Source organism: Tumebacillus flagellatus (assembly GCF_000714935.1).
Classification (GTDB): Bacteria; Bacillota; Bacilli; order Tumebacillales; family Tumebacillaceae; genus Tumebacillus; species Tumebacillus flagellatus.
Genome location: NZ_JMIR01000021.1, coordinates 35,831 through 57,005, shown reverse-complemented (window position 1 = coordinate 57,005; position 21,175 = coordinate 35,831). Strand labels below are relative to the sequence as shown.

Here is a 21,175-nt window from a genome sequence, read left to right as displayed (position 1 = left end):
TCTTAGTCGACTTTGACGAGGAACAGCGGTTGACCGTATTCCACCAGTTGGCCGTTTTCGACCAGCACTTCCACGATCTCGCCTTTGACGTCCGCTTCGATCTCGTTCATCAGTTTCATCGCTTCCACGATGCAGACGATGGACTTCTCGTCTACTCGGGAACCTGCTTTCACGTACGCGTCTGCGTCCGGGGACGGTGCTTTGTAGAAAGTGCCGACCATCGGAGAGACGATTTTGTGCAGGTTTGCATCGACCGCTTTCGGTGCAGCCGCCGGTGCCGGTGCTGCTTCAACAGCCGGAGCCGGAGCTGCGGCCGGTGCTGCGACCGGAGCCGGTGCAGCTTGTACGACCGGAGCCGGAGCTGCTTGGATCACTTGCGGCGCTGCGACAACGGTTGCGACGCCCACTTCGTTTTTCTTGATCAAAAGTTTTGCGCCTTCGAGTTCGTAGTTGAACTCATTGATGCTCGTTTCGTCGAGCAGGCGAATCAATTCGCGGATTTCATTCAGTTTGAACATGACTCTTAGCCACTCCCCTAAGCAAATATGTAATGGTTGATAGTATCGACGTTTTGATCGACTTGTGTGACCTGTCCTTCCCAAGTATAACATAGCCCAAGATTTTCATTCTACTTCTCCGTCTAAATTGGAGTGACTTCCTGTCTTGAGTTAGAAAAATCAAGAGACCCCGCAACCGGCGGGATCTCTTCTGCCACAAGGGATTATTCGTGTTTGCCCACGACGACTTTCGCCGAGGAAATCCCCATTTCTTTTGCGACGATTCCCATGATTTTTACTGCCTTTTTCTTGTCAAGGTCGGTAGATTGCACCGTGACGTTGACTTTGTCGTCCTTCATTTCGATGATCGCGTCCGGGTAGCCTTCCGCCATGATCAAGTCGATCACTTTGTCCACTTTGTCTTGGTTGTTGTTGAGGTTTTCGAGGTCTTTTTTCGCTTTCTCCACTTGGTCGGCCGGCGTTTTGTCGTTGGCGATGACCGTTTGCAGGCGCTCCGCTTCGGCGGACGCTTTCTGCGATTCTTCGAGATGCGCGGAGATGAAGAAATCGGACGGTTCCATCACCGCTTTGTCGCCGCCCTTCGCCGCTTTGTCGGCGGACGCTTTGTCAGCGGTTTTCGAGTTCGTGGCCGCGGTTTGGGTCGTGTCGCCGGACACTTCCTTGACGTTGTTGTTGACGGTGTAGAACCCGATCAACATCAGAGAGAGCACCATCATCGTGGACAACCAGATCGTTTGACGCTTTGCCATTTTTCAACACGCTCCTTAAAGTTTGAGATTAGGAATTTTTTGGCAAGATGGAGATTTTGTGAGGAGGCACGTCAAGCGAACGCTCGACAGCTTCCGTGATCAACGCTTGGATTTTGACTTGCTCGGCTCCGTTTGCGACGACGACGACGCCGCGCACTCTGGGTTTGATCGTTTTGACCAACACCGGTTTGTCGGCGCCGTTGACTTTGGTCATGACGATCTTGCCGGTTTTGTCGATGGTGGTGACGGTGCGGTTGCCGCCGTTTTTGTCTTGTTCGGATTGGGTTTGGTTGTTTTCGGTCTCGTCAACCGCATACACCATCTCTTCGCTGGAATCGATGGTGACCATCACTTTGGCGTCCGAGACGCCGCGGATGTTATCGAGGATGTCCGTCAAACGGTCCTCGTACATTTTTTCGTACGTGGCCATCTGCTGTTGTTCGGTGTTGACGACGGTGCTTTCCGCAGGCTTCTGGGCGCTGGCCGGCTGCCCGCTCTCTTTCGACCCCCAAGAGAAGGGGTTGAAGAGCAGCACCACCCCGACGGCGCCGATGGCGAGAAGCATGGCTCTGTTTTTCATCAGTCCTTGCAGTTTGTCGTTCCAGTTGCTCAAGAAGATTCACCCCCTTGTCAGGAATCCCGCCAGACGACGAGGACTTTTGAAGCGGGAAGTTTGTACTCGGCGGCGATTTGCGTGCGGATGGCGCTGCCGGTTTCCGCGCGGCGGCGGTCTGCCTGAGAGAGGGCGGGCTCTGCGTCCGCATCTCCTTCGCTTTTGCCGATGATCACCGGCCGGACGTCCTCAATCGAGGAGACGGTGTCGGGATCGGTGCGGGTTTTCAGCGTCACGGTGAGGCCGTCGAGCTTTTCGGGCTGGCCTTGCGCGTTTTGGGTGTACTTGACTTCCACCCGGTCGACGGTCAAGCCCGGTTTGTCCTGCTCGACGATCTCTTTGACGTTTTCGGTGATGCCGGATTTCCAAGCTTCGGCGGTCAAGAGCTGGTTTTGCTGGGAGATCTGCGCGCTCTCCTGTTGGATTTCCTCCAGGCTTGGCAAGTTTGCGGAGTGACTGTTGCCGCCGGACAAGAGCGAATCGAGCGTGAAGTCCATCTCGTAGATCGACTTGCCGGAGAGCTTCAACACCGGCGTGAGCATGATCAAGATGATCAAGAGTCCCATCACCAGCTTGGCGTAGCGCTGAAAGACGTTGTTCGGCAAGATCATGTCCAAGACCACGGCGAGAAAGATCACGAGGATCAACCCGCGCAGCCAGTCGCTGAGAAACGCCATCATCGTCCGTCACCTCACCATCACCGACAGATTGCCGGCTGCGATGATCACCGTCACCGCGAGGAAGAACATGAAGCCGACGGTCGCGAGCGCTGCGAAGACGAGGATCAAGCTCTTGCCGATCGTGCTGAGACAGCCGATGATCGGCGAGTCGCCCAGCGGTTGCATCACCGCCGACGACACGTTGTAGACGATCGCCAGCGAGAGAATTTTCAGAGCCGGGAACGCCGCCAAGAGCAGCAGGATGCCGGCCCCGGTGATACCGAGGGCGTTTTTTACAATCAGAGAGGCTCCGACCACCGTGTCGGCCGCGTCTGAGAACAGCTTGCCGACGACGGGGATGAAGTTGCTGGAGACGTACTTGGCGGTCTTGATCGAAACGCCGTCCGCCACCGCCCCCGCCGCTCCCTGCACGGAGACGACTCCGAGGAAGATGGTGAAAAAAACACCCATCACCCACACGGCCGTCGATTTCAAAAGCCCGGCGAGCTGCGTCACTTGGTAGCGCGAAGAGATCTTCGAAACCAGAGAGAGAATCGCCGAGAAGAAGATCAACGGGAAGATCACAAACTCGATCAAGTCGCCGATTACGTTGATCAAGAAGACGATCAGCGGATGGATCATCGCGGCGGACGCCACGCCGCCTGTGGAAGCGAGCAGCGCCAGATACATCGGGATCGTCGCCGTCATGAAGTCGACCATCACGGCGATCGCGTCCTTGGCGTAAGAGGTCGCCGCCGCGAACGATTGCACCGCGAGGATCATCAGGACGAGAAAGCAGATCGTGTGGGCGATCTTCGAGACGTTTTTGCCTTCAAACGCGCTTTGCATGTTCTCCAAGATCGCGGCGAACACCGTCAAGACGATGATCGTGCCGAGCAACCGGGAGTTCAGGAACAGCTCGTGAAACAGATATTTGAGCAGCCCCGTCAGCAAGCCTTGAAACAGCGTGCCGAGTTTCCCGTGCAGGACGAGTTCGGTCACGTGACCCTTGACGTCCGGCGGCAGGTAGTCGCCGTACTCCTGCACGACCTCGTCCAAAAACTGATCGAAATTGTGCAAGTCGAGTTGCTGCAGTTGCTGTTGAACCAGCGGGTCTGTGAGGCTTGCGCTCGCGTTTTGCTGCGGCGGCGCGGCGGGCGTCTGTTCCGATGATTGCGTTTGCGTGTGGACGGCCCCCGCCCCGCTCTGCACGCCGGTCGTCGGCGTTGCGCCTTCCGCATAGGCGGAGGTGAGGCAACCGACGCTGCCGACGCTCACGGCGGTCACGAGTGCAAGCCAGAAGAAGAGCCAGGTCCATCGTTTGGTTGTCCGTTTTGACGTTTGACTCATCGCCTCACCTCCTTAGGTCGGGAGCAGATTGAGCACCGTCTCCACCACGCGTTGCACGATGGGGAGAGCGAGCACGAGGATCAGGATTTTGCCGGCGAGTTCGATTTTGGAAGCGATGCTGCCTTCTCCCGCGTCCTTGGCGATCTGCGCGGCGAATTCCGCGATGTAGGCGATCCCGATGATCTTCAAGATCGTCTGCAAAAAAATCATCTCGACCCCGGCTTGCACCGACAGTTTTTCGAGCAGGTTGATCACCAACTGGATTTTGTCGAGCAGGAAGATGAAGAGGAAGACCCCGACGAGCAGTGTCAGCAAGAAGGCGATTTGCGGGGACTTGCCCTTGACGACGACGATCAGCATGGTGGCGGTCAACCCGAGGCCGACAATTTGGATGATGTCCATGGGCGTCGAGCTCCTTTGTTCGGGACGAGACGCTAGTTCGACAGGAACACGTCGCGGACTTTGTTGAACAGGTCGCCGATGTAGGAGACGACCGTGAACATGATCACGATAAACCCGGTCAGAGTCGCCCAAGACGCGAACTCTTCCTTGCCCGATTGTTTGAGGACTGTGTGGATCACCGCGGTGAGGATGCCCACGCCCGCGATGAAGAAAATTTCATTGATCTCTGTGCCCATCATCGTTCCTCCCCCACTTAGTACAACAAGATGACGACGGCCAGCCCCACCAGTGCGCCGAGGTACCGCCACATTTTTTCATTGCGGGCTTGGTCTTCCCGCGCGCTCGCCTCTTCTGCCGTCAAGTGCGCGACGCCGAGGTGGATGTGCTTGATCTGGTCGGAGCGGTCCGACACGCCAAGCGTTCGTCCAAACTGGCGAAGCACGTCGCGGTCGCCGTCCTTGAGCACCAAGGAGCTTCGCATCTCGTCGAGGGCCTCTTGCCAAGCGCCGTCGCCCGTCAGCCCGCGCCCGTCGCGGAGCTTGTCGGATATCTTGTGAAAAAACTCTCCGACCGGAGCGGGCAGTCGTGCGGCGATGCGCTGGCAGGCGTCCGGCAGCGGCGTCGCCGCGTAAAAAATCTCCGTTTCCAGCACCTTCAACGCGCTGACGAACTGCCGCAGTTGCTTCGGGCGTTCGGCGTAGCGGTTCGCCATCCGAAACCCCGCCATCGTGGAGGCGGCGAGGATCAGCAAACCGCCGACCAGTTTAAACATGGCTCTCACTCCCCGTCTGCACGCGTTCGCCCCGCCTGTCGTACACGCCCTCGATTGTGCAGGGGCCGCGGCGGCGGGAGAGCACGATGTAGCGGTGAAACGCGCCCTGTTCGAACAGTTGGCGCAGCACCGGGCGGTTGCGGACTTCGTGCATCCCGAACCCGTGCGCCGTCGTCACGACATGGACGCCCGCGTGGATCGCTTCGAGCAGCGCCGCTCCGTCCTCCGGCCGTCCGATCTCGTCGGTGACGAGCACGTGCGGCGACATCGAGCGGATCATCATCTGCATTCCCTCGGCTTTCGGGCAGCCGTCCAACACATCGGTGCGCGGCCCGAGATCGTGTTGCGGAACGCCGCGCCAGGAAGCGGCGACTTCGGAGCGCTCGTCGACGATGCCGACTTTTTGCGGAGGGAGCTTCGGGTGCAGCGTGCCGCAGGAGAGATGCCGGGCGAGATCGCGCAAGAGCGTGGTCTTGCCGCACTGCGGCGGCGAGATCAAGAGCGTGTTGTACAAACGGTACGCGGTGGAGTCGATCAGCAGGTGGCGGATCTTCTCGGCGGCGTGGCGGACGTCCCGGGCGATGCGCAGGTTGAACGTGGTGATTTCCTTGAGCCCGCGCAGTTGCCCCGCTCCGTCCAAGAGCGCCCGGCCCGCCAGTCCCACACGGTGACCGCCGGGGATGGTGAGGTAGCCGCGCCGCAGTTCTTCTTCCAGCGCGTAGAGAGAGGAGTGCGTCATCAAGTTGAGCGTCTGCGCGATGTCGTCGTCGTCGATCAGGTGCCCGTCCTCCGCGCGGGACGAGAGACTCCCGGCGAGCGTGACGAATCCCTCCCGCCCGCCGTAGTAGATTTGCAGCGGACGCCCGAGCCGGATGCGCACTTCTTCGATTTGGCGGCGTATGTCATCAGGCAAAGAGAGGACCGCCTGACGCAGGCGCTGAGGAAGCACCGGCGCAATCTGATCCCGCAACACGGGGTCGAGGTCGAGCGTGGCGGGATGCAGCCGGTTGTGTACGATCATGATGTCTCCTCCTCCCTGTCCAGCTTCTTCGATATTTCATGTGTATGGGACACGGGGTGGAGTTATACCAACTCTTTCGCGGGAAAACTAGAAAAAAGTTTGCTAGTGTGCGAGAGTGTTTTTTCTCTTCTTTCTATAAAAAACCCCTTTGCGCAGAGGGTTTCTCCACGCAAAGGGGCTTTTATTAAACGAAAGTGCGTTCGAGTTCGGAGAGCCGCGTCTCCGGCGATTGGACCAACATGTCCACCAGATGGAGGAAGTCCTGCACCATCCGCTCCACCGTCTCTGCTTCAAACAGGTCGGAGCTGTATTCCAAACGACCGCCGATGCGTCCGTCGCGCTCGCCGAGCACAAGCATCAGTTCGAATTCGGACGTGCCGTTGTCGAGCAGGCCGGTTTGCACGTGCAGACCCTCCAGGTCGACCGGGTCTTCCTGACGGTCGTAGTACACGAACATCACTTGGTACAGCGGATTGCGGCTCGTGTCGCGCTCGACGCCCAGCTCTTGAATCAGCAGTTCGACGGGCATGTCTCGGTGCGCGAACGCGTCGAGGGACGTCTCCCGCACCTGCTGCAACAACTCGCGGAAGGCGAGGTCGCCGTGCGGTTTGCCGCGCAAGATCAGCACCGAAAGCAAGTACCCGATCAGACCTTGGGTTTCCTCCCGATCCCGGTTGGCGATCGGCGTGCCGACCAGAATGTCCTCTTGCCCCGACAAGCCGTGCAAGTAGACGTAGAACGCGCCAAGCAGAGTCATGAACATCGTCGTGCCCTCGCGGTGCGCGAACCCTTTCCAGTTGGCGGCGGTTTCGTCCGACAGCTGGAACGACAGCTTGCCGCCTCGGTTGGAACGATGCAGCGGGTGCGGATGATCGGTCGGCAAGTTCAGCGCAGCGGGCGCGCCGTCGAGTTGCTGTTGCCAATAGTTCAGTTGCGTTTGCAGCGTGTCCCCTTGCAACTGCTGACGTTGCCAGCTTACGTAATCGGCAAACTGAATCGGGAGCGGCTGCAGATTGAGAGACTCTCCTTTCTTATAAGAACGATAGAAATCGCCCAACTCCCGCAGCAGCACGCCTTTCGACCAGCCGTCGGTCACGATGTGGTGCAGGACGAGCACCAGCAGATGCTCTTCCTCCGCCAAGCGAATCAAGCAGGGGCGGAACAAGGGAGCTTTGGCCAATTCGAACGGCTCTCGAATCAGCGCCATCGCCACCCGGTCGCCCTCTTCCTTGCGCTCCTCCGCCCTCAAGCCTAGCAAGTCGACCACCGGCAACGGCACCTCGATGTGCGGCTCCACGATCATGACGGGGCCGCCGGCCGTTTGGGTGAATCTCGTCCGCAACGCTTCGTGTCTGTTGACCAGCGCTTGAAGGCTGTGTTCCAGTGCCTTGACATCCAGTTCCCCGCTCAGAACGAGCGAGATCGAGACGTTGTAGACGGACGTGCCCGGGTCCCCTTGGATCACCCGCCACAACTCTTCTTGGTCATACGAAAGCGCAACGGGGGCGTCCGGAAAGAGGCGTGCCGGGATGGACGAGTTCGTTTTTTTCCGACCTTGGACAGCGTCTGCCAGTTGCGCGACGGTCGGCAGGCGGAAGAGGTCGCTCATCGGAATCTCCACTTGAAAGGCTTGGCGCAGACGGGACAGGACGGTCAACCCCAGCAACGAACTGCCGCCCAGCTCAAAGAACGAGTCGTGCACGCTGATCTCCCCGCGGCGGAACAGCTCGGCAAAGATGCGCGCGATTTCCTGTTCCGCAGGGTTGCGCGGAGCCGTGAACGGATGGTCGCGTTCCCACTCCGACGCGGGCAAAGCGCGGAGATCGACTTTGCCGTTGGGAGTCAGCGGCAGTTCCGCCAAGACGACGAACTGAGACGGCACCATGTAGCCGGGCAGTTTTTTCTGTAAAAACAGACGCAATTCGCGGCTGTCGAGGTTCTCCCCCTCATGCGGCACCGCGTAGCCGACCAGTCGGCGGTCTCCCGGCGATTCTTCGCGGAGTATCACCACGGCCTCGCGCACGGACGGGTGTTTGCGCAGTTCGCTCTCCACTTCGCCCGGCTCGATGCGGAAGCCGCGAATTTTCACTTGGTTGTCGAGGCGGCCCAAGAATTCCAATTGCCCGTCGGGAAGCCGTCGTGCCAAATCGCCCGTGCGGTACAGGCGGGCACCCGGCTCTGCGGAGAAGGGATGCGCGATAAATTTCTCCGCGGTCAATTCCGGGCGTCTCCAATAGCCGCGGGCGAGGCCGTCTCCGCCGATGAACAATTCGCCCGGCACGCCGACGGGCACGGGTTGCAAGCGGGAGTCGAGCACGTACGCTTCCGTGTTGGAGATCGGGCGGCCGATGGGGATCGGTCGGTCGAAGGGCGTTTTTTTCGAAATCACGGCGCAGGTGGCGACCGTCGTGCCCTCCGTCGGTCCGTAAGCGTTGTACACGCGGAATTCCTCGGGAGCCTCCGCGAACAACGCTTGGGCATGAGACGCCGACAGCGCTTCCCCGCCGGTGACCACGCGACCCGCTTTCAAGAGCACGTGCGGATGGGTGTCGACCATCTGGTGGAAGAGCGAAGTGGTCAAGAACAGCGTGGTGACGCCGCAGTCGGTGATGACCTCGTCCAATTTTTCAAGTGACGGTTTCTCTGCGGGGTACATCGCGAGCTTCGCCCCGTTCAGCAGACTGCCCCAGATTTCAAACGTCGCGGCGTCAAAGGAAATCGACGCGAACTGCAACAACACATCCTCTGCACAGATCGGCACAAAGCCTGTCCCTTTCACCAGGCGGACGATGCCGCGATGCGGGAGGACCACCCCTTTGGGCGTGCCGGTGGAGCCGGATGTATAGATGATGTTCGCCGCGTCTTCCGCCGAGCCGGGCAGGTGCAGATCGGCGCGGCTCTGTTGATCCATGACCTCGCGCTCGGCGTCGAGGAACACACGGCGGATGTCGGCACCCGGCAACAACGGGTTGAGTTTCTCCTGCGTGATCAGCACGCGCACGCCGGAGTCTTCGAGCATGAAAGTCAACCGCTCCTGCGGATACGACGCATCGAGCGGCAGGTAGGCGGCGCCCGCTTTTACGATCCCGAGCATTCCGACCACCATCTCCGCCGAACGCTCGACACAGAGGCCGACGAACTCCTGCGGGCGAACGCCGATGCTTTGCAGGTGACGGGCGACTTGGTTGGCTCGCTCGTTGAGTTCGCGGTAACTCAAAGTCTGATCGCCCGCCAGCACCGCGATGCGCTCGGGAGCCTGTTGCGCCAACGCTTCGATCAACTCCTGCACGCGCGCGTGGCGGGGGTAGTCCGTCCGCGTGTCGTTCCAGCCCGCGACGAGCTGTTCGCGCATCTCGTCTGTGAGCAGCGGGAGCGACGACAGCGGTTGATCGGGAGTTTGCATCGCGGCGAGCAGCAGAGTTTTGTAGTGCCCGAACATCCGCTGGACGGTGGCTTCGTCGAACAGATCGGTGCTGTACTCCCAGATTTGCGTGAATCCGATCGCCTCGCCGTCCGCTCCTCGACGCGGCACGGGGTGCGGCAGACCGATGACGCTTAAGTCGAACTTTGCCGAGCCGTTGCTGAGCGCTTCCTTCAACTCCATCTGAACACCGGGAAGGCTGAGGTCGGGCAGCGGCGTGTCGTGGAAGGAGAACAGGACTTGCACCAACGGGTTGCGGCTTAGATCCCGCACCGGGTTCACCGCTTCCACCACGCGGTCAAACGGCGTGTCTTCATGGGAGAACGACTCGATCGTCATCTCCCGCACGCGGATCATCAACTCGCGGAACGTCATGTCGCCGTTCAATTGCGTGCGCAGGACGATGTTGTTGACGATCATGCCGATCACGCCTTCCACATCCCGACGGCGGCGGTTTGCCACGCCGGAGCCGATCAACAAGTCCTCCTGTCCCGTGTAGCGATACATCAAGGTGTTGAACACGGACAGCATCGCGACGAACAGCGTCACTCCTTCGCGGCGGGCGAACTCGTGCAATTCCTCCGTGAACGCCGCCGGAAACTCGATGCGCAGCGCCGACCCGCGATGGCTCGGCACAGCGGGGCGCGGGCGGTCGGTCGGCAGGTTGAGCATCTCCGGACAGCCTGCCAACTGCTGTTTCCAAAATTGAAGTTGCGCCGCCGCTTCCGGCCCCTGTGCCCATTGACGTTGCCAGTGCGCGTAGTCGGCGTACTGGATCGGCATTTCTGTCAGCGGCATCGGACGTCCCGCCGCAAACGCCCGGTACAGCTCCACCACCTCGCGCAAGAACACGTTGGACGACCAGCCGTCATGCACCATGTGCTGCTCGACGTGCAGCATCGCATAGCGGTCTTCCCGCAGTTGGTACAAGGCCCAGCGCACCAAGGGCAGTTTTGTCATGTCGAATTTTCGTGCCATCTCTTGTTTTACGAGGCGTTGCAACTCTGTTTCCCGCTGTTCCTCGGGGAGATGCAACAGAGACTGCACTTCCAGCTTCACTTCATAGAACGGATGGATCGTTTGCACGACTCCGCTTTCGTCTTCGGAGAACGTGGTGCGGAAGATTTCATGGCGGTTGACCATCACCTGCAAGCAACGTTCCAAGATCTCCACGGCAAGTTCACCGGTGAAGCGGTACAGGACTTGCGACGCATACGAGAGGTGCGCCGGGTTGATTTTGTGCATGAACCAGACGCGCTCTTGAGAAAACGAAGCCGGCAACCGTTGGTCTCGCGAAACGCGGGGAATCGACACGGTCCGCACGATGCGGCCTTCGCGACGCTCTGTTTCAAGGATCGCGGCAAGACCTGCGACCGTAGGTGCCGCGTACAGATGGCGCAACGGCACTTCGATGCCCAGCACATCGCGAATCCGCGACAGAATCTGCGTCGCCAGCAACGAATGACCGCCAAGCTCCAAAAACCCGTCCTCCACCCCGATGGAATCCATCCCGAGCACCTCCGACCAGATGCCCGCCAGCGTCTCTTCCAACTTCGTCCTCGGCGCGACAAACGGGCTTTCCCATGCAGGTCGCACTCCGCCCGGCGCAGGCAACGCGTTGCGGTCGACCTTGCCGTTGGGAGTCAAAGGAAACACCTCCATGACGACAAACGCAGAGGGCACCATGTAGGCGGGAACGCGTGCCTCCAGATGACGGCGCAGTTCCTGAGCGGAGGGAGGCAGAGACCCTTTTTCCGCGACGACGTAGGCGACCAACCGCTTCTGACCCTGAAAGTCTTCCCGCGCCAGCACCACGGTGTGTTGGACGCGCTCGTGGTTTTGCAACACCGCTTCAATCTCCCCGAGTTCGATGCGGAACCCGCGAAGTTTGACTTGGTGATCGAGGCGGCCCAGAAACTCCAGATCGCCGCTCGGCAACTGCCGCACGAGATCGCCTGTGCGGTACATGCGCTCTTCAAAGCGCGCAGTCGAGAAAGGATTCGGCAAAAACTTTTCCGCCGTCAAATCCGGCCGCCCCAGATAGCCGCGTGCCAAGCATCGGCCGGAGATGTACAGCTCTCCCTCCTCGCCGACGGGAACGGGGAATTGGTCGGCGTCGAGAACGTACAGGCGGACATTCGGAAGCGCGCGTCCGATACTCACCTGCTCGCAGCCGTCCTCGTACACCGCGCACGCTACGCAGACGGTTGCTTCGGAAGGGCCGTAGCCGTTGACGAAACGGCGCCCTCGCGACCAGTGCACAGCGAGCTCCTGCGGGCATGCCTCTCCAGCGGAGACGACGGTGCGCAGGTCGGGAAACGATTCGTTTTTGAGCATCGCCAACACGGACGGCGGCAACGTGACGTTGGTGATGCGCTGGTTTTGCAACAGCCGCACCAGCGTCGGGCCGGGCATCAGTTCTTCCTGTGCCGCCATCACCAGCACCGCGCCGACCGACAAAGCCATGAAAATCTCGGAGAACGACGCGTCGAAGGAAAACGACGCAAACTGCAGCACGCGGCTGTCCCCTCGAACGTCATATCGTTCACAAACGGCTGCCAGCATGTTGACGGCGCCGCCGTGTTCCAACAGCACGCCTTTGGGTCGTCCGGTGGAGCCCGATGTGTACATCACGTAGCACAGCGAGTGGGGAGTGAGCGGGGTGGTTGCGTTCGTTTTTTCTAGAGAGAGGTCGACTGCCGACTCCTCTTCACAGAGCGCATCCAGCAACACCACCTCGGCTTTGGACTCCGGGAGTTGCTCGACCAGATGGGACTGGGTCACCAAAACAGGCAGAGAGGAATCCTCCATCATATAGCGCAAACGCTCCGCCGGATACTTGGGATCGAGCGGTACGTACGCGCCGCCCGCCTTCATTATTCCTAATATTCCGACAATCATCGACACAGATCGTTCCGCGCAGATCCCGACCAGCACCTCAGGGCCCACGCCTGCTCTTTGCAAACGTGACGAGAGGATCGAGGCACGGCGGTCCAACTCTCCATACGTCACCTCTTCACGCCCGAACACCACTGCCGTCGCGTTCGGATTCAACCGCGCCTGCTCTTCAAACGCATGGTGCACGCAACGCTCCTCGACTGCTTCTGCCATCATCGGTCACCTCGTATTTTACTTCTACAATTTATACTAATTATCATTTACGAAATTAGTATAAAGAATAGCGAAACTCCCCGTCAAGGGACCCACTCTAACAAAAAAAAGAGAGGGGCGCGAACCCCTCTCTTGCTCTTGCTTTTTTATGATTAGAACTCCAACTTCGACTCGATAAACGCCTTCAGCTCTGAAATCGGCATGCGGGTTTGTTCCATCGTGTCGCGGTCGCGAACGGTGACAGCGCCGTCCGTTTCCGATTCAAAGTCGAAGGTGATGCAGAACGGAGTGCCGATCTCGTCGTGACGGCGGTAGCGCTTGCCGATCGAGCCGGACTCGTCGTAGTCGACGTTGAAATGCTTCGCGAGGTCCGCGAACACTTTCGTCGCCGGTTCGGACAGCTTCTTGGACAGCGGGAAGATCGCCGCTTTAAACGGCGCGAGCGCCGGGTGCAGGTGCAACACGGTGCGGGAGTCGCCGCCCTCAAGCTGCTGCTCTTCGTAAGAGTCGATCAAAAACGCCAACGTCACGCGGTCTGCGCCAAGCGACGGCTCGATGCAGTACGGAATGTACTTCTCGTTGGTCTCCGTGTCGGTGTAGTGGAAATCTTCGCCGGAGTGTTCCATGTGCTGCTTGAGGTCGAAGTCGGTACGGGACGCGATGCCCCAGAGTTCGCCCCAGCCGAACGGGAACTTGTACTCGAAGTCGGTCGTCGCGTTCGAGTAGTGCGAAAGTTCGTCCGCGTCATGGTCGCGCATGCGGATGCTGTCTTCCTTGATGCCGAGACCCAACAGCCAGCTTCTCGCTTCTTGCTTCCAGAAGTCGTGCCACTTCAACTCTTCGCCCGGCTTGCAGAAGAACTCCAATTCCATCTGCTCGAACTCGCGGGTACGGAACGTAAAGTTGCCCGGCGTGATCTCGTTGCGGAACGATTTGCCGATTTGGCCGATGCCAAACGGGAGCTTCTTGCGCATCGTGCGCTGCACGTTCTTGAAGTTGACGAAGATGCCTTGCGCCGTCTCCGGACGCAGGAAGATCTCGTTGGCGGACGATTCGGTGACGCCTTGGAACGTTTTGAACATCAAGTTGAACTGGCGGATGTCGGTGAAGTCATGCGCGCCGCAATCCGGGCAGGCGATGTTGTGTTCCTTGATCAAGTCGGCCATCTGTTGGAACGTCATGCCGTCGACGATGATTTCGATCCCCTTGGCACCGAGCGCTTCTTCGATCAGTTTGTCGGCGCGATGACGAGCTTTGCAAGCTTTGCAGTCGATCATCGGGTCGTTGAAGTTGCCGACGTGGCCGGACGCCACCCAGGTCTTCGGGTTCATGAGGATCGCCGCGTCGAGGCCGACGTTGTACGGGGATTCCTGAATGAACTTCTTCCACCACGCGCGCTTGACGTTGTTTTTCAACTCGACGCCCAGCGGGCCGTAGTCCCACGTGTTCGCGAGGCCGCCGTAGATTTCCGAGCCCGGGAAGATAAAGCCTCGGTGTTTCGCCAGTGCTACCAGTTCGTCCATTTTCACGCTCATCTGAAACAGCTCCTTCGTTGTGGAGGGCTCAGCCAAGGTCCGTGGATGCAAAAAAGCCCCCGTCCCTAAGCTGGCTGTAAAAGCCTAGGGACGGGAGCTCTCCTCCCGCGGTTCCACCCTAGTTGACGCAACGGAAAAAACGCCGCGCCCACCTCTTCACGATTTGCAGCTCCGAAACCGCCGTTTCCCTGCCCGCATCCGCCGGGCTCTCACCTTCCCCGGCTCGCTGGTGGATGGAGGGGCAGGTACTATCTGTTCCTTCATCGCCGCAACATATTTACGTTGGAACTATCTTACCCAAAGTTGGGGAATCAAGTCAAGAGACACCCGCCTGTTTTTCGCGCCATGAGTTATTTTTTGTTGTGCGCTTGCAAAGACACGGCAAAATCCACAACCCCGCTCCGCAAAAAAGCCTGCCGCACGCCGATTGCCGCCTTCCCGTCCGTTGTAAACACCCCCGCAAACGGCTGTCCGTACGATCCCGCCGCCCAGGGACCGAACGGGGTCTCATGCGGCACGAAACGGCTTCCCCTGTTTTGCGCCGCCAACCAGATCCCCTTCACCGGATCGACCAACAGCACATCGTCGCGCCCGTCTCCGTCAAAGTCTGCCACCAGCAAGCGCCATTGCGTGCCGATGCCAAACCCGCGCCGCCAGTACGGGCCGACGGGCCCTGCCGTCGGGATCAGCCGCTTCCCGTTGCTGAGCGCCACTTTCCAATCGCCCGTGCGCCGGTTCCACGCCACGAGGTCCGTGCGTCCGTCCCCGTTGAAATCCCCCGCCGCCACCGTCCAATCGGTGCCGGAAACCCAGCCTTTGATCCAGAGATGCGGAATCATCGTATCGACCCTGCGTTCCCGCCCTTCCTTGCGACCGCCCGCCGCTTCATCAGCAAGCGCGGAATTCGGCACCAGCACTTCTGCAAAGTGCGCCCCGGTGCTCTGCGCCACCCGCAAATCGCCGGATGCGAGACGGTAGGCGGCCGCGTCCGTTTTTCCATCGCCGTTGAAATCGCCGACGAGCGGCAACCAGTCCGGCCCTGCCGCGAAATTCTCCAACCAGAGAAACTGCCGATCTCCCGCCGCCGGAACGAACTTCGCGCCGTCGCTAAGCGCTGCCTGCCACTGCCCGATCTCCGTGTCCAACACGATCAAATCCGCTCGCCCGTCCCCGTTGACGTCGCCCAGAAACGGACGCCAGGATTCCCCTTGCGCCCAACCGGTCAGTGCTTGCAACGGCTCGCCAATCGGCACATTTCGGTTCGGATACCCGTCCAAATTCACCCGCAGCACCGACCAAGTTCCGCTCTCCGGTTCCCAAAGCACCAACTCCGAACGCCGGTCGCCGTCCACATCGCCGGTGAGCACAACTGCATGATTTCCCGGGAAAACACCCGTACGCCTCGCCGACGGCGCAAACGGTACGAGGTCTTTCACATGCACAAACGTCCGCTCTTGTCTCTTAAAACAGCGAAGCAATCGATGCAAGTACGAATTCGGATCATACTTCACCCGCGGCCTGCCGTCCTTCGCCGTTTGCAGCTCCATGAACGGAAATTCCAAAAACGCATGATAAAAAAACCCGGCGATCTCATCCGCCCCGTACTCCGCAATCTCCTTGCACATCCGCTCCACATCTTGATCGGGATGCGACCCGTCCACATAAAAAAGCGGCGTCGGCACGTACACCACGCCACGATACAACGGGCTGTCGAGGTCTTCAAACAGCACCTTGCGATTCGCTTCTTCATGACGCGGATCATTTTCAAAAAACAACCCCGCCCATCCCTCCAACACGTTGCGCGCATTCCCTTCAGCCGCATAGTGGGGCGTTTCAAACCAATCGAGCTGCACCCCCGCCTGTTTCGCCGCTTGAAATCCTTCACGCATGCGGCTGGACGAATACGAGGATTCGAACGCATCGCGCTCCAGATACGCCGCATCGGATTCTTGCGGCGGACAATCGCTTTCGCAGGCACTGTAATAGAATTCATACCCCGCCGCGCTGGGTTCTGTTTGGTATTGGTGGCGGTATCCGTGCATGCCGATCGAGCCGCCGCGTGCCCGCAGATAGGAAATCACCTGCAAAAACTTCCGTACAAACGGGTCGTTCCGATCGGCAATTGACTTGTCATACCCCTTGCCCTTGTCGACGAAGCGCGGAATCATCGCCACGTGAAACGGCACTCCCTCGCGCGCCAGCAGATCGGCAACCGCGCACAACTTCAACAATCGCTCCTCCGTGCCGAACTCCCCGCCGGGACCTACGTCTTCCAAGCGAATCAACACTTTTTTCACCGGCCGTCCCTCCTCTTCGATCACGTAGAAAAGTATGCTACACTGGAGAGTAGCATACCGAAAAGAAGGTCGAACGAAATGAACTTACTTTCCATCCTCAACCTCACGAAAACACACGGCGAAAAAACGCTGTTTCAAGACCTCAACTTTGGCATCGACAGCGGAGAGCGCATCGGCTTGATCGGCGTCAACGGCACCGGCAAATCCACGCTGTTGCGCACGATTGCCGGCACCGAGCAACCGGATTCAGGCCTTGTCGTGCGCGGGAACAACGTGCGCGTGGAGTTTTTGCCGCAAAACCCGCAGTTTGACGAGCACCTGACCGTCTTGCAGTCGGTTTTCCAAGGCGACTCGCCCGTGCTGCGCTTGCTGTACGAGTACGAACAGACTCTGGGCCAACTCGGAGCACACCCGGAAGATCAGCAACTGCAGGCACGCCTCCTGCGCTTGACGCAAGAGATCGACCAGAACAACGCTTGGGAGATGGAAGCCAACGCCAAGAACATCCTCAACCGTCTGGGCATCGCGAACTACGACGCCGTCGTCAGCACGCTCTCCGGCGGTCAACGCAAGCGTGTGGCGATGGCGCGCGCGCTGATTCGCCCGGCCGACCTGCTTATCCTCGACGAGCCGACCAACCACATCGACAACGAGACGGTCGACTGGCTGGAAGGATACTTGGCAAAAAGCAAAGCGGCGCTCTTGATGATCACGCATGACCGCTACTTCCTCGACCGCGTCACCAACCGCATCCTCGAACTGGACAAAGGCCGTCTCTACTCGTACAACGGCAACTACGAGACGTTCTTGATCGGCAAAGCGCAGCGCGAAGAATCGCAGGCGGCGTCCGAAGACAAGCGCCAAAACCTGCTGCGTCGCGAGTTGGAATGGTTGCACCGCGGAGCCAAAGCCCGCACCACCAAGCAAAAAGCGCGCGTGGAGTTCGCCACCGCCCTGCGCGATCAGAAAGTCGAAAAAGCCGGTCCGCAGTTGGAGATCGCCATCGGTTCGCAACGCCTCGGCAAAAAAGTCCTCGAACTGACCGATGTTACAAAGTCGTTTGGCAACCGCGTCCTGCTCAACCGCTACTCGCTGTTGGTCGGCCCGGGCGAGCGCATCGGCATCGTCGGCCCGAACGGCAGCGGCAAATCGACGCTCTTGAACTTGATCGCCGGACGCCTCCAACCGGACAGCGGCACGGTGGAGATCGGCCAGACGGTCAAGATGGCGTACTACACGCAAGAGAGCGTCGACATGAACGAAGAGATGCGCGTCATCGAGTACATCCGCGACGTCGCCTCGTATATCAAGACGACCGACGGCGAAACGATTTCCGCCGGGCAGATGCTGGAGCGCTTCCTGTTTCCGCCGCACCAGCAGTGGACGCCGATCAGCAAACTTTCCGGCGGAGAGAAGCGCCGCCTGTATCTGCTGCGCATCTTGATGAGCGAGCCGAACGTGCTCTTGCTCGACGAGCCGACCAACGATCTCGACGTGCAAACGCTCTCGATTCTCGAAGACTATCTCGACCATTTCGACGGCACCGTCATCACCGTCTCCCACGACCGCTACTTCCTCGACCGCGTCGTGGACCGCCTGATCGCGTTTGAAGGCGAGCACGGCATCTATGAAACGCTCGACATGTACTCCGTATACCAGGCCACCCGGGAAAAAAGGCTCGCGTCGGCAACACCCGCAACTTCTCCCGAAGACAAACCGAAAGCGCAAGCCCCGCGCTCCGAGAAGCCCCGCGCCCGGCGCATGACCTACAACGAACAGCGCGAGTTCGAGACGATCGACGAACGCATCGCGGGGCTGGAAGAAAAACTCGCCGCCGTGCAAACCGAACTCGCCAAGGGCGGCAGCGACTACACGCACCTGCAGAAACTTACCGACGAAGAAGCCCGCCTGACCGCCGAACTGGAAGCGGCCGTCGAACGCTGGGCCGAACTCAACGAATTGGCGGAAGAGATCGCCCGCGCGAAGAAATAGCCACCCTCGCTCCAATCCCCCTTGCTCCACAGCACGCAAAAAAAGGAGAGAAACTTTTCCGTTGAAAAGTTCTCTCCTTTTTAGGTGCTGCATAAGCGGCTACTTGGCATGTTCAATTCAATCAGTCACCCCAGATGAAGACCAGGGGAGTTGCAGGAAGATCTTCTGCGGTCTTGTGGACAGAACCCATACCTGCGAAAGCGGTGAACAGTGCAACTGCAACCAATACGCCAGCCAGTACTTTTTTCATCTCTCATTTCCCCTTTTATCCCTATTTTGGTATCCCTAATTCCCTAGCCCCAATCATCCTCGCCGCTGTACCCCTACAGCGAGCGAAGAATTCGTTTCAGCAAGTCATCGATCCATTTCCGAATCATTGGAGCGAGGCCTCCCTCACAACCGTTCCTTCCGGATTCTCCCCAGAATCCATCAAACGGTCAGGAAAATGTTGCCGTACGACTTCAAGAAACTGATCCACCAATTCAGAGTCGAATTGCGTCCCTTTACAGCGACGAAGTTCTTCTACAGCCCAGTGCATCGGCATTCTATCTCGGTAGCAACTGTCTCGCGTCATCGAATCGAACGCATCGGCGATGGTGACAATACGCACCGCCTGATCGAGTTTGGACGCCTCAACTCCATGCGGATACCCTTGTCCGTCCACCCGTTCGTGATGGGACAAGAGAATCGGTAAAATGGAATCGTAGACGGAACCGAAGTGTCGTAAGATATCATGCCCGACGACCGGGTGCGTCCGCATGTTGTTGTGCTCAGTTTGGTTTAAGTGAGCGCCTTTCTTCAACACTCCATCCGGGATGCTGAGCTTCCCGATATCGTGCAACAAAGCGCCGAAACGCACTCGTTCGATCTCTTCCGGCGGCATCCCGAGATGCTGCGCCAACCAGACTGAATATGTTGCGACCTGCAAACTGTGGTTGTAGGTCACGACGTCGCGCGCTTTCAGTGCATGCAGCAAACCCTTGGTGATCGAGCGCCTTGATTCGATCTCTTCTGCTCTTGGCACGATCGGTTCCTTGTTGCCGTGATACACGGGATGGCCTTCCTCTTGAATCTGCGAGAATAACGTGATGCACCCCTTGCCGCTGGCTTTGGAGAAGTAGGCGGCTTTGTCCGCTTGTTTGACGGTCTCTTGAATGTTCCCTTCAAAACAAGTGGCGACGCCGAAACTCAGCGAGATGGAAAGTGGATGACCTTCCAACGTCACCGGCAGACGAATCTGCTCCAAAAGCCTTGCTGCGACGATCAGGCCGACTTCCTCGGTTGCGTTGGGCAAGAGGAGAGCGAACTCGTCTCCGCCGTAGCGCACCGGGATGTCCTCTTCCCGCGCTTCCGTGCGAATCAAGCTTGCGACATAATGCAGTGCCAAATCGCCGATGTGATGACCGTACGAGTTGTTGATGTCCTTGAAGTTGTCAAAATCCATGATGATGACGGTGTTCGGGACGTGCTGCGCTTTTGTCATGTCGGACAGCGTGCGGGCAAAGTAGTGACGGTTGTAGAGTTTCGTCAAATTGTCGGTGTTGGCGACGCGTTCCATCCGTTGGTACAAGTACGCGTTCGAAAGGGCGGCCGCACCGTGCGAGACGTACACGTCCAGCGAAGAATCAATCTCCTCCAGCAAATCTCGCGGGCACAACAGCGCCATCACGCCTTGCACATCGCCCTGTGCGATCATCGGGCACAACAGCTTGACGTGCGTGTCTTCCCGAGCCGGCAGCACGAGGCGCTTGCCCTCTTGGAATACGATCGAGATCGCAGATTCCAACTCGGGGACGGCGACAGACTGCATCCCTTCTTCCGCCGGTTGATACTGGTCGTACGTGTCGCGGTCGAGATTCTTCCAAACGATGTAGAGCGCTTGATACGGAACCTCTTCCGAGACGCGTGCGAACACCGTCTCCACCGTGGATTCGAAGTTCAGCGACGTGCCCATCAACAACGCGTGCTTTTGCAGGGCTGCCACTTCGCCGACTTTGCGGTTGAGCATGTCGTTAGCCGTCTGCAACGAGTCCAGATGTTGCTGGACTTTGTTGGTCTGGTCGATGTACAGCTTGAAGCTGTAGCGCGCCATGATCAGCGGCACAACGAAGATCATCAACCCCAAGATGCCAAGCAGCGCGTAGGCTTTGTACAACCCGATGCCGATCCAAGACAACAGCAAATAGTTCATCATCGGCCAGCGGTAGTTTTCATTCCAGATGCGAAACGGCGATTGACCGGCCGTCAGCGCGATGGCAAACGTGATCAAAGTCGAGTTGATCGTGTAGAACAGCAGCGGGACCAAGAGAAACTCAAACAGCCAGAAATAGCTCAAGCCCGCCGTCAACTGCAAAAGCTGCCCGGACACAAACGCAGGAATCGCCAAACCTGCCACGTTGAAAATCATCTTATGCGGCTTCAGCCGTTTTGGATAAAACGAACCGACCAACCCGCACACCGCCGCCGTCAGCGCACCGACGTCCGGACCGAGCAACAACACCGACGCGTACAAGATCGAAAACGAAACTGAAACCCACGATTGATTCGCCAGCGCCACCGGCATCAGCTGCACAACGCCCGCCAAAACGAGAAACACTGACGCGTCCCACCAAACCCCGCTCGGAAATTGAGTCAAGGTGTAAGCTCCCAGTAAAAGTCCGATGATGTTGATCGTGTAGACATAGAGTCGAAGCGACGTCTTCAATAGATATCACCTCCTTTATATATAGTTAGGT

15 protein-coding genes are annotated in these 21,175 nt (G+C 58.8%); 1 reads left to right on the top strand and 14 read right to left on the bottom strand.

The genetic code is table 11. The features are described 5' to 3' along the window. Positions 1-2 precede the first annotated feature (2 nt). From accB to EL26_RS14210, 12 genes are all read right to left on the bottom strand, one after another. Positions 3-518: an acetyl-CoA carboxylase biotin carboxyl carrier protein gene (accB, locus tag EL26_RS14265; protein ID WP_038090125.1), complete on the bottom strand. Its 516-nt coding sequence runs from the start codon at positions 516-518 to the stop codon at positions 3-5. Between the two features lie 203 nt (positions 519-721). Continuing rightward, the gene (locus tag EL26_RS14260) at positions 722-1,267 is read right to left on the bottom strand and encodes a SpoIIIAH-like family protein (RefSeq protein WP_038090122.1); all 546 of its coding nucleotides are present in this window, start codon (positions 1,265-1,267) and stop codon (positions 722-724) included. 28 nt (positions 1,268-1,295) lie between these two features. Then, the gene (gene spoIIIAG / locus EL26_RS14255) at positions 1,296-1,880 is read right to left on the bottom strand and encodes a stage III sporulation protein AG (protein WP_052036391.1); all 585 of its coding nucleotides are present in this window, start codon (positions 1,878-1,880) and stop codon (positions 1,296-1,298) included. Between the two features lie 17 nt (positions 1,881-1,897). Next, the gene (spoIIIAF, locus tag EL26_RS23860) at positions 1,898-2,560 is read right to left on the bottom strand and encodes a stage III sporulation protein AF (RefSeq protein ID WP_081857218.1); all 663 of its coding nucleotides are present in this window, start codon (positions 2,558-2,560) and stop codon (positions 1,898-1,900) included. A gap of 6 nt (positions 2,561-2,566) precedes the next feature. Further along, positions 2,567-3,889, bottom strand: a complete 1,323-nt coding sequence (gene spoIIIAE, locus EL26_RS14245; protein ID WP_081857217.1) for a stage III sporulation protein AE — start codon at positions 3,887-3,889, stop codon at positions 2,567-2,569. A 12-nt stretch (positions 3,890-3,901) separates the two neighbouring features. Then, positions 3,902-4,291 (bottom strand): stage III sporulation protein AD, encoded by a 390-nt coding sequence (spoIIIAD, locus tag EL26_RS14240; RefSeq protein ID WP_038090120.1) that lies wholly within the window; start codon positions 4,289-4,291, stop codon positions 3,902-3,904. Positions 4,292-4,323: 32 nt separating this feature from the next. Beyond that, entirely contained in the window at positions 4,324-4,530 is a 207-nt protein-coding gene (spoIIIAC, locus tag EL26_RS14235) for a stage III sporulation protein AC (RefSeq protein ID WP_420802066.1), read from the bottom strand. Between the two features lie 14 nt (positions 4,531-4,544). Further along, positions 4,545-5,063: a stage III sporulation protein SpoIIIAB gene (gene spoIIIAB / locus EL26_RS14230; protein WP_038090114.1), complete on the bottom strand. Its 519-nt coding sequence runs from the start codon at positions 5,061-5,063 to the stop codon at positions 4,545-4,547. Next, entirely contained in the window at positions 5,056-6,084 is a 1,029-nt protein-coding gene (gene spoIIIAA, locus EL26_RS14225; RefSeq protein ID WP_052036389.1) for a stage III sporulation protein AA, read from the bottom strand. Before spoIIIAA ends, spoIIIAB begins: the two co-directional genes overlap by 8 nt. 184 nt (positions 6,085-6,268) lie before the next feature. After that, complete coding sequence (locus EL26_RS14220; protein ID WP_052036388.1) at positions 6,269-12,616, bottom strand: non-ribosomal peptide synthetase; 6,348 nt, start codon at positions 12,614-12,616, stop codon at positions 6,269-6,271. Between the two features lie 152 nt (positions 12,617-12,768). Continuing rightward, positions 12,769-14,151, bottom strand: a complete 1,383-nt coding sequence (locus tag EL26_RS14215) for a glycine--tRNA ligase (RefSeq protein WP_038090111.1) — start codon at positions 14,149-14,151, stop codon at positions 12,769-12,771. A 350-nt stretch (positions 14,152-14,501) separates the two neighbouring features. Continuing rightward, on the bottom strand, positions 14,502-16,448 hold the full coding sequence (locus EL26_RS14210) for a DUF2334 domain-containing protein (RefSeq protein WP_038090109.1): 1,947 nt from the start codon (positions 16,446-16,448) through the stop codon (positions 14,502-14,504). Between the two features lie 78 nt (positions 16,449-16,526). Between EL26_RS14210 and EL26_RS14205 the strand changes: the two genes are divergently transcribed. After that, on the top strand, positions 16,527-18,440 hold the full coding sequence (locus tag EL26_RS14205; protein WP_038090106.1) for an ABC-F family ATP-binding cassette domain-containing protein: 1,914 nt from the start codon (positions 16,527-16,529) through the stop codon (positions 18,438-18,440). A gap of 121 nt (positions 18,441-18,561) precedes the next feature. Here EL26_RS14205 and EL26_RS26470 read toward each other — a convergent pair whose 3' ends face one another. Further along, positions 18,562-18,690 carry a hypothetical protein gene (locus EL26_RS26470; protein WP_274518885.1) on the bottom strand — a complete coding sequence of 43 codons (129 nt, stop codon included), beginning with the start codon at positions 18,688-18,690 and terminating at the stop codon, positions 18,562-18,564. A gap of 123 nt (positions 18,691-18,813) precedes the next feature. Then, positions 18,814-21,144 (bottom strand): diguanylate cyclase, encoded by a 2,331-nt coding sequence (locus tag EL26_RS14200; protein ID WP_038090104.1) that lies wholly within the window; start codon positions 21,142-21,144, stop codon positions 18,814-18,816. Between the last annotated feature and the right edge of the window lie 31 nt (positions 21,145-21,175).

Excerpts from the sequence above, each read along its gene's own strand:
- spoIIIAB (WP_038090114.1), bottom strand. The coding sequence starts at position 5,063 with ATGTTTAAACTGGTCGGCGGTTTGCTGATCCTCGCCGCCTCCACGATG.
- EL26_RS26470 (WP_274518885.1), bottom strand. The coding sequence starts at position 18,690 with ATGAAAAAAGTACTGGCTGGCGTATTGGTTGCAGTTGCACTGTTCACC.
- EL26_RS14205 (WP_038090106.1), top strand. The coding sequence starts at position 16,527 with ATGAACTTACTTTCCATCCTCAACCTCACGAAAACACACGGCGAAAAA.
- EL26_RS14220 (WP_052036388.1), bottom strand. The coding sequence starts at position 12,616 with ATGGCAGAAGCAGTCGAGGAGCGTTGCGTGCACCATGCGTTTGAAGAG.
- EL26_RS14260 (WP_038090122.1), bottom strand. The coding sequence starts at position 1,267 with ATGGCAAAGCGTCAAACGATCTGGTTGTCCACGATGATGGTGCTCTCT.
- spoIIIAE (WP_081857217.1), bottom strand. The coding sequence starts at position 3,889 with ATGAGTCAAACGTCAAAACGGACAACCAAACGATGGACCTGGCTCTTC.
- spoIIIAC (WP_420802066.1), bottom strand. The coding sequence starts at position 4,530 with ATGATGGGCACAGAGATCAATGAAATTTTCTTCATCGCGGGCGTGGGC.
- EL26_RS14215 (WP_038090111.1), bottom strand. The coding sequence starts at position 14,151 with ATGAGCGTGAAAATGGACGAACTGGTAGCACTGGCGAAACACCGAGGC.
- spoIIIAD (WP_038090120.1), bottom strand. The coding sequence starts at position 4,291 with ATGGACATCATCCAAATTGTCGGCCTCGGGTTGACCGCCACCATGCTG.
- spoIIIAA (WP_052036389.1), bottom strand. The coding sequence starts at position 6,084 with ATGATCGTACACAACCGGCTGCATCCCGCCACGCTCGACCTCGACCCC.
- spoIIIAF (WP_081857218.1), bottom strand. The coding sequence starts at position 2,560 with ATGATGGCGTTTCTCAGCGACTGGCTGCGCGGGTTGATCCTCGTGATC.
- accB (WP_038090125.1), bottom strand. The coding sequence starts at position 518 with ATGTTCAAACTGAATGAAATCCGCGAATTGATTCGCCTGCTCGACGAA.